The 14,637-nt window shown below is 65.4% G+C and carries 13 protein-coding genes and 3 pseudogenes; 8 read left to right on the top strand and 8 right to left on the bottom strand.

Annotation, left to right across the window (positions count from 1 at the left end; all coding sequences use genetic code 11):
- Positions 1 to 162: pseudogene (locus tag ACIGAQ_RS37405) on the top strand (IS5/IS1182 family transposase); the annotation flags it as partial.
- Between the two features lie 1,324 nt (positions 163 to 1,486).
- Here the strand turns inward: ACIGAQ_RS37405 and ACIGAQ_RS37400 are convergent.
- Positions 1,487 to 2,050, bottom strand: coding sequence for a TetR/AcrR family transcriptional regulator (locus ACIGAQ_RS37400; protein ID WP_399791193.1), 564 nt, complete (start codon positions 2,048 to 2,050; stop codon positions 1,487 to 1,489).
- A 256-nt stretch (positions 2,051 to 2,306) separates the two neighbouring features.
- Positions 2,307 to 3,124 (bottom strand): IS5 family transposase gene (locus tag ACIGAQ_RS37395; RefSeq protein ID WP_399791191.1). Its coding sequence is split into 2 segments (ribosomal slippage): positions 2,307 to 2,782 and positions 2,782 to 3,124, totalling 819 coding nucleotides; the frame shifts between segments, so codons are not numbered across the junction.
- Between the two features lie 192 nt (positions 3,125 to 3,316).
- On the opposite strand from ACIGAQ_RS37395, the gene ACIGAQ_RS37390 reads away from it, so the two are divergent.
- The 3 genes from ACIGAQ_RS37390 (at position 3,317) to ACIGAQ_RS37380 (ending at position 5,538) form a co-directional block, all read left to right on the top strand.
- On the top strand, positions 3,317 to 4,513 hold the full coding sequence (locus ACIGAQ_RS37390; RefSeq protein WP_399791188.1) for an MFS transporter: 1,197 nt from the start codon (positions 3,317 to 3,319) through the stop codon (positions 4,511 to 4,513).
- A gap of 497 nt (positions 4,514 to 5,010) precedes the next feature.
- Positions 5,011 to 5,304, top strand: coding sequence for a transposase (locus ACIGAQ_RS37385; protein WP_399791185.1), 294 nt, complete (start codon positions 5,011 to 5,013; stop codon positions 5,302 to 5,304).
- 3 nt (positions 5,305 to 5,307) lie between these two features.
- The gene (locus ACIGAQ_RS37380; RefSeq protein WP_399791215.1) at positions 5,308 to 5,538 is read left to right on the top strand and encodes a transposase; all 231 of its coding nucleotides are present in this window, start codon (positions 5,308 to 5,310) and stop codon (positions 5,536 to 5,538) included.
- A gap of 42 nt (positions 5,539 to 5,580) precedes the next feature.
- Here the strand turns inward: ACIGAQ_RS37380 and ACIGAQ_RS37375 are convergent.
- A pseudogene (locus ACIGAQ_RS37375) lies at positions 5,581 to 5,734 on the bottom strand (IS701 family transposase); the annotation flags it as partial.
- Positions 5,735 to 6,028: 294 nt separating this feature from the next.
- Entirely contained in the window at positions 6,029 to 7,114 is a 1,086-nt protein-coding gene (locus ACIGAQ_RS37370) for a DUF5937 family protein (RefSeq protein ID WP_399791212.1), read from the bottom strand.
- A gap of 95 nt (positions 7,115 to 7,209) precedes the next feature.
- On the opposite strand from ACIGAQ_RS37370, the gene ACIGAQ_RS37365 reads away from it, so the two are divergent.
- Both ACIGAQ_RS37365 and ACIGAQ_RS37360 read left to right on the top strand, forming a co-directional pair.
- Complete coding sequence (locus ACIGAQ_RS37365; RefSeq protein WP_399791182.1) at positions 7,210 to 8,628, top strand: tryptophanase; 1,419 nt, start codon at positions 7,210 to 7,212, stop codon at positions 8,626 to 8,628.
- Positions 8,625 to 9,104 (top strand): aminoacyl-tRNA deacylase, encoded by a 480-nt coding sequence (locus ACIGAQ_RS37360; protein WP_399791179.1) that lies wholly within the window; start codon positions 8,625 to 8,627, stop codon positions 9,102 to 9,104. Before ACIGAQ_RS37365 ends, ACIGAQ_RS37360 begins: the two co-directional genes overlap by 4 nt.
- 423 nt (positions 9,105 to 9,527) lie before the next feature.
- Here the strand turns inward: ACIGAQ_RS37360 and ACIGAQ_RS37355 are convergent, their stop codons facing one another.
- From ACIGAQ_RS37355 to ACIGAQ_RS37340, 4 genes are read right to left on the bottom strand one after another with little or no spacing between them, the layout of a single operon-like run.
- Positions 9,528 to 10,151 (bottom strand): response regulator, encoded by a 624-nt coding sequence (locus tag ACIGAQ_RS37355; RefSeq protein ID WP_399791177.1) that lies wholly within the window; start codon positions 10,149 to 10,151, stop codon positions 9,528 to 9,530.
- Entirely contained in the window at positions 10,148 to 11,428 is a 1,281-nt protein-coding gene (locus ACIGAQ_RS37350; protein ID WP_399791174.1) for a sensor histidine kinase, read from the bottom strand. The genes ACIGAQ_RS37355 and ACIGAQ_RS37350 overlap by 4 nt, the downstream gene beginning before the upstream one ends.
- Entirely contained in the window at positions 11,386 to 12,234 is an 849-nt protein-coding gene (locus tag ACIGAQ_RS37345; RefSeq protein ID WP_399791171.1) for an ABC transporter permease, read from the bottom strand. Before ACIGAQ_RS37345 ends, ACIGAQ_RS37350 begins: the two co-directional genes overlap by 43 nt.
- Positions 12,235 to 12,245: 11 nt before the next feature.
- Positions 12,246 to 13,130: an ABC transporter ATP-binding protein gene (locus tag ACIGAQ_RS37340; RefSeq protein ID WP_399791168.1), complete on the bottom strand. Its 885-nt coding sequence runs from the start codon at positions 13,128 to 13,130 to the stop codon at positions 12,246 to 12,248.
- 136 nt (positions 13,131 to 13,266) lie between these two features.
- On the opposite strand from ACIGAQ_RS37340, the pseudogene ACIGAQ_RS37335 reads away from it, so the two are divergent.
- Together ACIGAQ_RS37335 and ACIGAQ_RS37330 are read left to right on the top strand one after the other, a co-directional pair.
- Positions 13,267 to 14,034: pseudogene (locus tag ACIGAQ_RS37335) on the top strand (transposase); the annotation flags it as partial.
- A 318-nt stretch (positions 14,035 to 14,352) separates the two neighbouring features.
- Positions 14,353 to 14,592 (top strand): hypothetical protein, encoded by a 240-nt coding sequence (locus tag ACIGAQ_RS37330; protein ID WP_399791165.1) that lies wholly within the window; start codon positions 14,353 to 14,355, stop codon positions 14,590 to 14,592.
- Positions 14,593 to 14,637: the final 45 nt, after the last annotated feature.

Below are 14,637 nucleotides of genomic sequence, written 5' to 3'. Positions count from 1 at the left end.
TACTACCGCACGAACCTCGCCATGCAGCAGTTCGTCTCGCTGTTCGTTCGGGACTCTTCGGCGACGGTCTGCCGGATCATCCAGCGCCTGTGACCGTTACTCGCGCTGGATCCGGCGCCCCGCCCGGTCGCGGGCGTCGAGCGCCTGTGGATCATGGACGGCCGACCCGGCAGCTACGATCAGCCCGCACAGCGCCGGTAAGGAAATCACCAAGCCGCCGCTCAACGAGCGTCAGGCCAGTTCTGGATGGGTCTCTCTGGGCACCCAGAGCTTCCCGGCGGGCACTGGAACATCTGTTTCCATGACTGCGAGCGGCACCGGATGCGCTCACGCAGACGCTGTGAAGTTCGTCTGCCGGTGAGGGAGATCGGGACGGCTGTCAGAGCCCCGCCGCACCCTTGTGCCCATCGCAGCATCAACCGGAATGTCACCAGCGTGGTCCAAGAGGGCTCGGAACCGCCGGGCCCCACGAAGAAGATGGTGGGCGTCACCAAGAATCTCAACCTCACTCCCGGGCGCATCAGGACCTCGACCCGTTCCACTCCTGCATCAGCAGCTGGCTCGAAGACCTGGAACCAGGATGTGCTGGCAAGCCCGGCCACTCCCTCGTCCTCGACGAGAGTATCGACGCCTCCGGTCCGACCTGATCTCGCCACACCACGGGCTCCTGGGGGGAGAGAGAAGTCGCCCCCCGGGGCCCGGCATATGGAGTCGTGCTGCTCAACGACATCCGGTGTCGCACGGTGGCCGACGGTACCTCAGCGACCTGCCGAGCCAGCCTCGCAACGTGAGGCGGCAGGGAGCTGTCAAGGGCCTCGACGTCGTCACACCGGCGGGCCCGCAGCCCGAGCAGACAGGTCTCAGTGAGCAGCCGCTGCTCATCGGGCTCAGCCATCAGCCCGCCTTCCGCATAACCTGGCCCACCGAAAGCCACATCTGTGCGCCCTGGTCGTCATCGGCGGGACGCGGCGCGCCGAGCATCCCCGCGACTTCGTGCCGGTCCGCATCCCTCGGGCCGGCCGCCCGGCTGCGCTGCTGCCGCCGTCTGGAGGTAGGGCGCAAGCGTGTCCATTGCCATGCCGGTGTGCGCTGGCAGTACACGGCGTCCAGCATGGCCGCCATGTTCATCGTGTCCGCGCGTCAGTGCCCTGGTACAGCGTCATCGCGTCCAGTTGTGGGCTACGTCGGGTTCGGTGTAGCGCAGAACCTCCTGGCAGTTCACAACCGCTTCAGAGACGAGCTGGTGAACTGCCTGCCGCAGTGGCTCGGGCATCGGGGTGCGCGCCATGGCGCACGACAATGGCCCCACACGCCTGGACCAGCCGAACCGGGGCCCTTGCTCACCTGGATCGCTGATGAGACTGCGCACCAGCCGCACGCGTAGACGTCGGCCACGAGAAGGCCGGTTGGTCTGTCGCATCGCGACTCATCAGCAGGTTCGTCGTCTCTCAGGCTCTCACACGGTCGTGACGAAGCCGCACGCTCACTACGAGGCCACTCTCCATACCAAGTCCGCCCAAGTCTCTTTCAGCTGCGCGTCAGTCGCCCGACACGAATCGCGGAGGAAGTCCGTCGTCTCGAAGTTCAGGAAAGAAAGCAAGGCGTGAGCGAGCAAGGTGCAGTCACCGGCTACTGCGGCCTGGCGCAGCAGAGCGGCCACATGGCGATGAAAGTGCCAGCCAGTGTCCGAGGCCTGCCGGCGGCGCGGTTGGAGTTCTCGGCTCAGTGCAGCGCCGAGGTCAGTAGCGGAAGCAGTGCGTTCGATCAGGGCACAGCCGAATGCCACGAGTCGCTCCCCTGCGGGAGCTCCAGGACCCAGAGGTGGAGGGCCGGACGTGTACGCCTCGCGGAACTCGGTTTCAGCCGCGCTCAGAAGGGCGAGGAGGAGGCCGTCGCGATCAGTGAAGTGGCGGAAGACAGTCCCCTTGCCCACACCTGCTGCCGCGGCAACCGCCTGCATCGTCAAGCCTTCGACACCGCACGTAGTGACCAGGCGGGTGGCTGCTTCCAGCAGTTTTGCGCGGTTCCGTGCAGCATCAACCCTCTTCACTGCGACAGCTGCGGCTCCTAGCGTTCCCAATAGGCTCTCCTGTCAGGTACACGCTTGCCTGTCGTCCGCTTCTGTCGCGCCATGCGGACGTGCGCTGAGCCCGTACTGCAACGGCAGCTCTCCTTCAGGGCAGCAAGCTGTTCACTCCTTGTGCCTGCACTGAACGACTGAAGGACATTGAAGAACACTGTGAACTTACATTGCCATGATGTCAATACGTTGTCAATGTGGTGCCGATGTTCACTTAGACCGTGTCCTACGTGGTGAGGTGGAGGAGTCGCTTGTAGCAGCACAGGGCGGCGGCGAGGCCGAGAAAGGCCAGGTAGTTGCGTGGATTGCGTTCATAGCGAGGGCTGAGTCGGCGGTAGCCGGACATCCAGGACATGGTCCGCTCGATCACCCAGCGGCGTCGCCCTAATCGTTCGCTGGACTCGATCCCTTTGCGCGCGATGCGCACTCCGATCCGCTTCCACCGCAGCCATCTGCGCAGGTCGGCCCGGTCGTAGGCTTTGTCCGCGTGCATGCGCTGCGGCTTGAAGTACCTGCCGCTGTGAGGGTCGTGTCTCGTTTGGTGACCCTCGATCATGGGCTTCAGCCCTTCGCTGTCGTGGGTGTTGCCGGCCGAGACGCCGACGAGAAGGGGCAGTCCGTTCGCGTCCGACAGGATGTGCATCTTGGAACCCGGCTTGCCCCGGTCCACGGGGCTCGGACCTGTGTGTTCGCCCCCTTTTTAGCCCTGACGTGCGCGGTGTCGAGGACGACGCGGGTAACGTCGATAAGGCCGACGTCGTGGAGACGGTGCAGCACGGCCTCGTGCAGACGGCCCCAGACACCGGCCCTGGACCAGATCAGAAATCGGCGGTGAGCCGTCGACTTCGATATGCCGTAGCACGGCGGAAGTTGGCGCCATGCGCAGCCGCTGACCAAGACGTAAATGATGGCCGCGAACAGCGTCTCATCAGGCGTGTTCGATGTTCCACCGCCCTGTGGCCGTGCTCGTTGCTCCGGGATCAGCGGCCTCGCGATCTCCCACAAGCCGTCCGGCACGATCCAACTCCACGTTCCCCGCCCCATACCGGGTCAACGTCCGCCTCACCACGTAGGACACGACCTTAGGGCCTTTGACAACCACCACCCATCATGACAACATCATGTCATCTCTCATGGGCAGTTTGCCTCAGGAGGCGCGCGTGCACCTGCTTGCTCACGGAGCGGCCTGTAGGACGAAGTTCACAGCACTGCCCTCTCAATCAACGCGGTGAGGTTATGTCTCAAGTACAGCGACAGGCGTCCAGCCAGGTGAGCCGATCGCGTCTCCCTCTCAGCGGCCTGCTTGCCCTCGCTGCAGCAGGTTTCACTACGGTCATGCTGGAAACAATGCCGGCCGGCATTCTCCCGGCGATCAGTAAGGATCTCGGTGTCTCGGAGTCCGCTGCCGGCCAGACGGTGACCGTGTTCGCCGTGGGATCCATCGTCGGTGCCGTCCCGCTGGTCAGCGCAACGATGGGATGGCCACGCAGAAGACTGCTTCTCCTTGCACTCGTGGGATACGTACTGACAAGCGTCGTCACGGGTCTGTCGGACAATCTCACTCTGACGCTTGCAGTCCGATTCGTCACCGGCGTGTTCGGAGGCACATTGTGGGCGCTCCTAGCTGGCTTTGCCCGGCGCATGGGCGCCCCCGGGCAACAGGGCAGAGCGCTCACGATTGTCATGGCCGGCACTCCTGTCGCGTTTGCAGTCGGTACCCCTGCCGGAACCCTGCTTGCCGAACTGCTCGGCTGGCGCTACACCTTCGCCGTGATGGCCCTGCTTTCTGCGGGCGTGACGATCTGGATACGGGCAGCCGTGCCGGACTTCCCCGGCCAGGCCAAGAGCCAGCGCACACCTCTGAGACGTGCGTTCGTCATACCTGGGGTTGCTGCAATCTGCGCTGTCACCCTCCTCTTCGTCATGGCTCACAGCGCTCTCTTCACCTACATCACTCTGTTCCTCGATCAGGGAGGGCTGGCTGACAACATCAGCGCCGTGCTGCTCCTCTTCGGCGTGATGTCCATGGCGAGTATCTGGGTTACTGGTATGTTCATCGACGGCCATCTTCGGTCTCTTATGCTCGGCAGCACTGCGCTCCTCGCACTGGCTGTCCTGTCCGTCGGACTCCTAACCTCCGTATCGGTCATCGAATTGATCAGCATTGCTCTGTGGGGCATCGCATTCGGCGGTGCTCCGAGCCTCCTGCAGAGTGCAGTCTCTACCGCAGCGGGACCTGCATCGGACACTGTCCAGCCGGTCGTCGTAACAGGTTGGAACATAGGGATCGCAGGCGGGGGCTTGGTAGGCGGAGTCCTCCTTGACAGTGCCGGAGCTTCAGCCCTGACCTGGGGAGCGCTGGCTCTTCTCGTCATCGCATTCGTCATCACAGCCGTGGGACGACACCATGCCTTCCCACCGCATCGTGCATGATCAGCAAGGCGCGGCCTGGTCCTGCCTGCTGTTCAGACCTTCGCTGAAACAGTGATATCCCGATCGGCAGTGGGTGTAGGGTGCGCGGCGCTGCGCCCGGAGGACGGCACGCGCAGGCGAACTCGACATTCCGGTGGACAGCGGGAGAGTCATGCCGGATCCAGGCGTTCCATCGCACGAGATGGTGCGTAGTGCAGGTGAGGTGGGTTGCCGTTGGGTGGCATGATCCGCGGTTACGATCAGGTCATCGGACAGTCCTGGCGCACTGGCTGTTCACGGGGCGTCGCGGCGTCATCTGGCCCGCTTGGTTGTGGAGTTGGCTGTGCCAGAGCAGGCTTGGTCCCCAGGGGCCACTGCCATGCTGCGTCTGAGACGGGCTCCGGCATGACCTGCTGGCGGCGCCTGGCGGCCTGGAACGAGGTCGACGTCTGGGACCAGGTGCAGGCGGTGCTGCTGAAGAAGCTGCGGTCGAAGAACAAGCTGGACTGGTCGAGGCGGTGATCGACTCGTCCCACGTCCGGGCCGCACGCCGGGGCCCAAAAGCGGGCCCAGCCCGGTCGACCGCGCACGGCCGGGCAGCAAGCACCACGTCATCACCGACGGGCCGGGGCATCCCGCTCGCGGTGTCGCTGACCGGCGGAAACCGCAATGACGTCACCCAGCTGCTGCCCTTGCCCGACAAGATCCCAGCGGTCGCGGGAGCCGTCGGAAGACCCCGTCGATGGCCCGACACGCTCTTCACGTACCGCGGCTACGACCACGACAAGTACCGCCGGCTCCTGCGCAAGTGAGGCATCCGCCCGGCGATCGCCGAACGCGGCCAGCCACACGGCACCGGCCTGGGCACCTTCCGCTGGGTCGTCGAGCGCACCATTTCCTGGCTGCACGGCTTCCGCCGCCTGCGCATCCGCTGGGAACGACGCGACGACATCCACGAAGCCCTCCTCGGCCTCGCCGTCCACCTCCTCACCCAATGCCCTTGTTGGGACCTCTCAGTACTGCAACGGTGGTTGCTCGACAGATAGGCTGGCCGTCCATGAGTCGGGTGATCTGCCGCCGTATGCCCGCGAAGCTGAGGTGGATGAGCTGGGAGGATCGTTCGGCTTTCCCGGCATCCAGCTCACGAGCTCGCAGGACGGTCAGGCAGTCGTGGGCGGCCATGGCCAGGGCCATGCGGCGGTGCCATCCGGGATGGCGTCGGACTCGGTAGTCGTCCAGCGCCGCCAAGGCGACCGGGCACGGTTTGGGACTGGCCGTCGCCGAGTCAATCATCCGCGCGCATTCCGGCGCCCTGCACATCGCCCCCTCCCCGACGGCGAATTGGAGACCGTAGTCGAGTTCCTGCACACGGCGACGAGCGCGTGACAGACACCTTCGGTGTATTGCCCCAGAGCGGGGGGGCACGCGATTGATGGGCGGGTGTCCGTTCGGTGCGGTGTGGCAGCGGGTTGTAGGTGTGGAGGAAGCCTGTCCGCCTGGCGGACACGGTGAACCTGTAGGCATGCGAGGCGGCAGTTATGCTCTGGGGGCCTTGGCGAGGTCGGCTAGGGACGTTGTGATCTGGCTGAGCCGTGTGTGACTGATGGTGTAGAGGACGTAGTAGCCCTCTCGTCGTGCCGTGGTCAGCCCGGCCTGAGTCATTTGCTTGAGGTGCCGCGAGATCACGGACTCCGAGAGCCCCAGAAGAGTGGCTAGCTCCTGGGTGCTGCGGCTCTGCTCGGAGAGGGCCGCGACGATCTGCAGGCGCGGGGCCGCGGCCAGAGCGCGCAATACGGTGAGTATCTCCTCCTGACTCGCGGACTGAGGCTCGGGCGTCAGTGGTCCCGCCGGAAAGGTCACTCGCATAGGCCAGGGTTCGTCGCAGGTGACGCGCACGTGGGGCCACACGTAGTGGCTGGCGGTGAAGGTCACAGGCCGTTCATGGGTCACGGTGATGTCGTGCTCGTGCGGGCGGTCCAGGTGCAGCAGACGTCGGCCGGGGTCGATCCGGATCTGTGGAGTGAGCGTGCGCAGCATCGGGAAGACGCCCTCGTGCACGATGCGCCGACCGGCCCGCGCGAGGGCGTAGTGCAGTTGAGGTTCGATGCGCTCCCACTCCGAGACAAAGGCAGCGCTCCAGTAGTCCTCCACGACGGCGAGCGCGGCCTCCAGCACTGGAGCAGGATCCGCGACGATGCTACGGAGTCTCTCGGCCCGACGCGGATCGACCAGCTCCACTTCGGCAAGCGCCGCATCCCGTACGGCCGCATTGTGGATCAGGTCACGGCCACGGTAGCGGGTGGTGTCGACGATGGTCTGGGAGAGCTCGACTGCCAGGTCCTCCGGCGGCAAACTACGGACCACGGCTAGTTGTTCGTCGAAGGTCGCTTCATGATCGTCTGCCCGGCATTCGAAAAAGGCCGGGATGTAGTCGGCCACCACAAAGCTGTGCTCGCGCATCTGGCGACGCAGAGCGGCAGGCAGCTCACGGCACCGTCGCACCCACGGCAGGTGCAGTGCGTGATGTCCCGGCCCTGCCAGTACATGCCACGAATGGACGGCCTCCAGCAGTGGGGACATGGTAAAGCCGATCTGTTCCTCAGCTGCCGCTGCAAAACGCATCGTAATCACGATTGCATTATTTCACAATCAGTTGAATAGATCTGGCCGAGCGGCTGAGACTCCGAGTGATACAGCGCGACCAAAGGAGCAGCAGCATGATCATGGAGCCGTATCGCATCAAGGTGATCGAGCCTCTCGCCTTCCCCACCGGTGAGGAGCGACAGCGCGCCCTGGAGGCCGGCGGATACAACGTTTTCAAGCTCACCGCCGAGCAGATCACCATTGACCTGCTGACCGACTCCGGGACGAGCGCGATGTCGGCCGACCAGTGGTCGTCGCTGATGCGCGGGGACGAGACGTATGCGGGAGCGCGGTCCTTTGACCGCTTCCGCGACGCGGTTGCAGACCTCACCTCGTATCGCCACATCTTTCCTGCCCACCAGGGCCGAGCGGCGGAGAGCGTCCTGTTCACCGCTCTGCTGGCACCAGGCCAGATCACCCTGAGCAACACGCACTTCGACACCACCCGCGCCAATATCGAACTGGCCGGGGCTGAAGCGCGCGATCTCCCGTGCCCGGAGGCATCCGACCTGCAGAGCGACTACCCGTTCAAGGGGAACATAGATCTCGGTCTGCTTCGGAATACGCTCAGTGGTCCGGACGGGCCCAAAGTGGCGATGGTCATCATGACGATCACCAACAACGCGGGCGGCGGGCAACCCGTGTCCATGGCCAACCTCCGAGAGGTACGGGCCCTGTGCGACGAGCACGGCGTGCCGTTCTTCCTCGACGCGGCCCGCTTCGCGGAGAACGCCTGGCTCGTCACCCAACGCGACCCCGAGTACGCCCAGCACACTCCGCGCGACGTCGCCAGGGAAGCCTTCCAGCTGGCCGATGGCGCCGTCGCCTCACTGAAGAAGGACGGGATCGCGAACATCGGTGGGCTGCTCGCCCTCAACGATGACGACCTCGCCTTGCGCTGCCAGAACGTACTGATCGCGCGGGAGGGCTTCCCCACGTACGGAGGTCTCGCCGGCCGCGACCTCGAAGTGCTGGCCCAGGGACTGGCAGAGGTGACCGATCCCCTCTATCTGCGGGCGCGAGCCTCCGCGGCCGCCCATCTAGCCGAACTGGCGAACGCGGCCGGCATCCCCACGGTTCAGCCATCCGGACTCCACGCCATCTACCTCGACGCCGCCGCCCTGCTGCCACACATCCCTGCACACCAGTTCCCCGCGCACTCCCTGGCCTGCGCACTGTACCTGGAAGCGGGTGTGCGGTCCTGCGAACTGGGTTCCCTCACCTTCGGCCGCCCCGGCCGGAACGGGGCCCCAGACGAGACCGCTCCACGCGAACTGCTCCGGCTCGCCCTGCCGCGCCGCGCCTACACACGCGGCCACCTGGACTATGTCGGTGAAGCCCTGCGTAGGATCTCCGACAAGGCCGCCGACCTGCCCGGCTACCGCATCGTCGAAGCGGCCCCCGTCCTGCGGCACTTCAGCGCCCTGTTGGAACCCGTCGCCCCCGCGAACGCCAGCGACGGCGCGCTGCAGAAGGATGTCGCACTCGCATGAACTCCGGCTTCCCCAACTACAGGGCTGTGCTGGATGACAGCGGCATTTCGTACACGGTCCATGAACATGCCACCGCCCACAGCATCAGCGAACGTCAGGCCTTGCCTTTCCCTTGGTCACAGGCCGTCAAGACACTCGCCTTCACCACTGACGACACCCCGTTGCTGCTCGTCGCGCTACGGGCGAGTGACCGAGTCGACTACAACCGTTTGGCTTCCGTGATCGGTGCAAGCCGATCCCGGCTTCGGGCGGCCGACGCCGAGGTTCTCCTCGCGGAGGGCCTGATCCCCGGAGGCATCGCCCCCGTGAGCCACCGCCAGGCGCTGCCTTGCTTGATCGACTCGGCAGTGACGGAAGGTGAACAACCCGTCTTCTGTGGTGCCGGATCCGCCGACCGCACCCTGGAGATCGACGCCGCAGACTTGGCCCGAATGCCCCGGGCGCAGGTGGTCCTCGTCCATCGGCATCTCCGATGAACCCCCACCTGACACCCACCCCCTTGTTGCTGAGTCCTCGAGCATGCCCTCAACCCCCATTCTGATCGGTGGACCTATTCTGGGTGAATGGATCACGTGACTTTTCATCAGGTTTCCTCTCGACGACGCGGATCTCTTGATAGGGACGTGAGTTGGAAACGCTCGGTGAATCGAATGGCCCGTCGGGCAATTGAGGGCCTCTGAGGTGTCTGCTGAGCCGAGATGGCCAGCGAGGACCAGGGCTCGTCCAGGTGCAGCGCCGTGCCCTTGTGAGGGACATGGCACTCTGAGGACCCTTTCGGCTGGAGATGTAGCACTCCTTGGACGGTTTCCCACTGGCATCAGTCCATGCGCACGACAGTTGCTACGAACCACGCGGGCCTTGCTCCGGCGGCGCGCGGGCCTTGTTACCGCCAGCCTGGTTCATTCCAACAGTCCGTGCCGCATCGCCCGCATCACTGCGGCCGTCCTGTCACCCACCTCCAACTTCCCGAAGACGCGCAGGAGGTGGGTCTTCACCGTTGACTCACCGATGCAGAGCCGGCGCCCGATCTCCGCGTTGGTGCACCCCTCCGCCACGAGGCTCAGCACCGCCGTCTCACGTGCAGTGAGTTGAGGTCTTTCCGGTCTCGGCCGGAGCTGGTCGACCAAGCGGGTGGCCACGGACGGGGCCAGCACGGTGTCGCCTCGGACGGCGGAGCGTACGGCCGCGACAAGTTCACCTCGAGGCATGTCCTTGAGCAAGTAACCTGCCGCGCCTGCCTCGACGGCCCGCAGAATGTCTCGATCGGTCACGTACGTCGTGAGGACGACGATCCGGGCGGCCAGATTCCTGCGGGTCATGCGTGTGATTGAGTCGACACCGTCGCCGCCCGGCATGGAAAGATCCATGAGCACGATGTCAGGATTGAGGTCCGCGCAGAGCGCCTCGGCCTGCGGTCCGTTCGAGGCTTGGGCTATCACTGTCAGGTCAGGCTCAGTGCTCAGCATGGCGCACAGGCCTTCGCGCACGACGGGGTGGTCGTCGGCCAGGATGATGCGGATCACGTCGGGAACTCCTTCGCTGGGGTTTGTTCGATGAGTTCCGGGGCCGCTTCAGGGCATCCCGGCAGGGGCACCACGATGGTGACGTCAGTGCCCGCTTCCCGGGCGCTGCGAATCAGGGTTGTGCCGCCCACCTCCGAGACCCGAGCCCGCATTCCGGCCAGGCCATATCCATGTGCGGCTGTCGCGGGCTCGAAACCGCACCCGTCGTCACTGATCACCGCACGCAGCAGCGAGTCACCGTAGGTCACGGAGAGGCTGACGGACGCGGTCTCACCCGCGTGCTTTCGGGCGTTGGACAGTGCCTCCTGGCACGAACGCAGTACGACCACTTCCAGGCCCGCCGGTAGAGCCTGCACAGACCCCGTGACATGGGCGGACGCATCATGACGTGCGGCCAGCCGCTGTAGGGCCTCCACCAGGGATACCTCTTGCAAGTCTGCGGGGGCGCCTCCGGCGACCAGACTGCGTGCTTCGGCAAGGTTGTGACGCGCTGTGTCCGCCATCAGGGCGAGGTGGCGCCGGGCCAGAGATACGTCGCCTTCCAGTTCGGACTCCACCGCCTGGACGAGCATCACGATGCTGGTGAATCCCTGGGCGAGCGTGTCGTGGATCTCTCGTGCTATGCGCTCTCGCTCTGCCATCGCTCCGTGCTCGGTTGAGAGCCGTGCGATCTCTTCCCGCCTGGCTTCCAGCTCGGTGATCAGGTGGGCCCGTTCGTTGCTCTGTTCGATGATTCGGATGATCCAGCTGCCAAGGGCAATGGAGAACACCAGGGTGACCAGCGCGAACACGCCGTTGAAGAACAACTCCGGAGCAGGTGGCAGCCACAGCAGTGCCCATCCGGCCACGGGAAGGAGGTTGATTACCGTAACGGCCACGATCGCGGGGCGGAGCCGGAGGGCGATGAAGCACTGAGGCACGAGCGCGAAGGTCATCAGCCGCATCTCGCCCACGAGAACGGCGGACGTCAGCAACATCACGGTCGCTCCCGCCACATAAACCACGGCTGACCGCTCGCTGCGGGTCCTGCCACTGAGCACCGGACGTCCCAGCAGGACGTACCAGGGCACCAGCAACGCCAGCATCATCATCGCGACGACACCGAACGGCCATCGAGGCCCCACAGTCCCAAGGACGAAGACGAGAGTGGCGGACCAGACCACCGCGAAGTAGAGATCCCAGAACCGGAACGCCCGGTGCCATGCGTCGATGTCCCGCGCTCCGGCGGGACCTCTCAGTCGTCGCGTCGGTTCTTCCACCGGAAGGTCAGCAGACAAAGGACCAAACCTCCAACGCACCAGGCTCCCAGAACCAGCGCGATCCGTTCGAATTCCCAGCTTCCCGCCGGCTCCAGCGCCCTGGCTGTGTCCGGCAGGAAGATTCCTCGGAAGCCCTGACTCATCCACTTGAGCGGGAACAGGGCACCGACGTTGAGCATCCATTCAGGGATCGTGGCGATGGAGACGAAGACCCCGGAAATGAACTGCAAGACCAGAAACGGGAGCACGACGACTGTGGAGGCGCTCCGCGCCGACCTCGGGACTGAACTGACCGCGATGCCGAGCAACGCACAGCCGGTGAGACCGAGGACAAGAACCCACCCGAAAGTGATCCACTTTTCCACACTCGTCGGCAGTGCGACATCGTAGACAGTGGTTCCTACGACCAACAGTATTGCCGTCTCCAACAGGCCGGTGACCAGGACGAGCCATACCTTGCCCAGGAAGTATGAAGACGGCGGCATCGGCGTCCCGCGCAGCCTGCGCAGCACGTTGGCGTCCCGTTCCACGGCGATCGAGATGCCCAGGGACTGAAAGCTGGTCGCCATGACACCTGCTGCGATCATCGCGGGCACGTAGAGCTGCGAGGCGCTGATGCCCGCGTCCGCAAGGTCGTCATTGAAGATGCTCGCGAAGAGAAAAAGGAAGACGACAGGGAAGGCGAAGGTGAAGACCACCTGCTCCCATTGGCGGAAGAACTGCTTCAGCTCCAGGGCGCCTCGGTGCAAGCCGAGACTCCAGGCGTCTGGCAGTCGCCGTGGGCCAGCAGCGGTGGGGGTGCGGGGAACGGAGGTCGAGGACATGGGCTCTCTGGTCAAGGCCGGGCCGCCTGGCGGGTGAGATGGAGGTAGACATCTTCCAGCGTTGGGCGATCGATTCTGAGCCCGGGGACCTCACCGCCGAACTCCCGCATGAGGTGGGCGACAGCACGAGCCGGCGTCGTCGTGCGCAGGTCGCGTGTCCTGCCGCCCGTATCCGTCCACTCGACCACGACTTCATCGCCCAGGTGACCGCGGAGCATCGCCGGCGTCCCCTCCGCCACCACCTTCCCGCCGACGATCACCGCGAGCCGGTCGGCCAGCGCTTCCGCCTCACCCAGGTAGTGCGTGGTAAGCACTACCGTCGTGCCGTCGACGGCGACCAGGTGGCGGACGAGATCCCAGAACTGGCGGCGAGCCGCCGGATCGAAGCCGGTCGTCGGCTCGTCCAGGATCAGGAGCTCAGGCCCTCCGATCACACCCAGGGCCACGTCGACGCGCCGTCGCTGGCCTCCGGAAAGCGTCTTGATGCGGCTTGTCGCCTTCTCCCTCAGGCCCACCAGCTCGATCACTTCCTCAGGGGGCCGCGGATCTGGGTAATAGCGCGCGAAGTGATGCACGGCCTCTCGTACTGTCAGGTCGCCTGGCGCCGATTGGTCCTGCCATACGATGCCGACCCGGGCACGCTCCTGACGGCCTGCGTTGGCAGGATCCCAGCCCAGAACTGAAACTTCCCCCCCGTCTCGCGCTCGATTGCCCTGAAGGATCTCCACCGTTGTGCTCTTGCCCGCACCGTTGGGGCCGAGCAAGCCAAAGATCTCACCGCGCCGCACGTTCAGGTCGATTCCCTTGACGGCATAGACGGCGCCGTAGCTCTTCTGCAGACCCCGCACGCGCACCGCCACTCCGCTGGGCTCGGCGACATCTGTGTGTCGTGTCATGTCACGCAGTCTCTGCTCTGAGCTGGTGCGGACGGGACGACGGTTCGGCCACTGTTGCGTCCACCGAACGGTGGACACCTCTACATATCCGGTCGGGCGGCCAGCCTGTTACGAGGACTCCATCCGGACGGCAACGATGCTTGCCGTGGCTGTGGGTGGGCCTTGCTGGGATCAGGTCGGGGCGGATGAACTGGATGCCGTGCACGGGCGGTTCCTTCACCTTTTCAGCACGTCGGAGCCCCGGAAGTCCGCGACGGCTGCTATGCGAGGGGCTGATCGCTCACTCTGCAGCGGAAGAATGACTGGACGCTGGCGGAGGAAGCCGATGAGGTGCTCGACGACGTGTGCGAGCACGGCGTCGACAACCTCGGCGACCCCTGCGCCATATTCGTCGTGGACGACACGGGCGTTTTGAAGAAGGGGACGCGGTCGGCCAGGTTGCAGCGGCAGGACTGTGGCACCGCCAGGCGGACGGAGAACTGCCAGGTCGACCCGTTCTCCGCTGGTGCTGCCGACCGTGGACGGGCCTTGATCGACCGGCGTCTGTATCTGCCCACCTGCTGGACCGATGACCGCGAAGGGAGCCGTCGAGCCGGCAGCGACGACGGGGTCGGCTTCGAGAGCGAGGCGGGCCAAGGGCAAGGTGATGGTCCGCCGCGCCATCATGGACAAGATTTCGATTCGCTGGGTGACCGCGGATGCCGCCTACGACTTCTCCAATGGCTGCTGGTCCGAGCCGAAACGGGCTGACGTCTTTCATGATGGCCACCACCCGGCGCGAAACCATGGTGACCCGCGGGGCGATCGACCCCCCGTCCACGACCTGTTCAATGACCTCGCCCAGGAATGGCAGCACCATTCCTGCGGCAATGATCGTGGACGGGACCCTCATCCCTGTGCGCGACCGGCGAGCGGCGCCTCCTCCGGCAAGTACCGCTTCACGCCCGCCGCCCCGCCGCTGGACGCCTCAACGACCGGCCGGGTGCTCGCAACGCTCGGCGACCCACGACGTGCCGAACACCACCTCGACGCCGCTGACGAACTGGTCGCTGACGGTCTGGACGACGAACCCGCGTGAACGGACTACTTCGACGCCTCCGAACCCGCCGCCGGCACCCACGCGGTCTCCACCTTCGCCGCCGCAGGACTCCAGGGCCAACCGCCAGGTGGCCGGTGCTTACTTCACCGCCGCCCCGATGCTGCGCAGGCCGGCCTCAACCGGGTGAAGACCGTGGACCGACTTGGCCTGGTCGCTGTCCCGTTCAGCAAGGACGAGCAGATGACAAGACGCTGCCGCTGCCCCCAGGCGCTGAGCGACGTCACCCGCGCCGACTCCACCCTCGTGGCCCCAGCTCAACACACGGATCGACGCCGCCCCCGGTACCGGACCACCGCGGCGAAAGACATCGGCGCCCGCGCGACGGATCTCGCCGAGGCAAGCCCGGCCATCGTCGCCGCCTGAGACCATCGGCCACATGGGCAAGTACTGCCGACCGCGACCGCTGCA

This window comes from Streptomyces sp. NPDC085932, assembly GCF_044540525.1.
GTDB classification, from domain to species: Bacteria; Actinomycetota; Actinomycetes; order Streptomycetales; family Streptomycetaceae; genus Streptomyces; species Streptomyces levis.
Note: the sequence above shows the minus strand (reverse complement) of the source record. Positions and strands in the feature narration are given on the sequence as shown.

Bases quoted from the DNA above. Each gene is read 5' to 3' on its own strand.
- ACIGAQ_RS37340 (WP_399791168.1), bottom strand. From the start codon at position 13,130: ATGACACGACACACAGATGTCGCCGAGCCCAGCGGAGTGGCGGTGCGC.
- ACIGAQ_RS37345 (WP_399791171.1), bottom strand. From the start codon at position 12,234: ATGTCCTCGACCTCCGTTCCCCGCACCCCCACCGCTGCTGGCCCACGG.
- ACIGAQ_RS37390 (WP_399791188.1), top strand. From the start codon at position 3,317: ATGTCTCAAGTACAGCGACAGGCGTCCAGCCAGGTGAGCCGATCGCGT.
- ACIGAQ_RS37370 (WP_399791212.1), bottom strand. From the start codon at position 7,114: ATGCGTTTTGCAGCGGCAGCTGAGGAACAGATCGGCTTTACCATGTCC.
- ACIGAQ_RS37360 (WP_399791179.1), top strand. From the start codon at position 8,625: ATGAACTCCGGCTTCCCCAACTACAGGGCTGTGCTGGATGACAGCGGC.
- ACIGAQ_RS37365 (WP_399791182.1), top strand. From the start codon at position 7,210: ATGATCATGGAGCCGTATCGCATCAAGGTGATCGAGCCTCTCGCCTTC.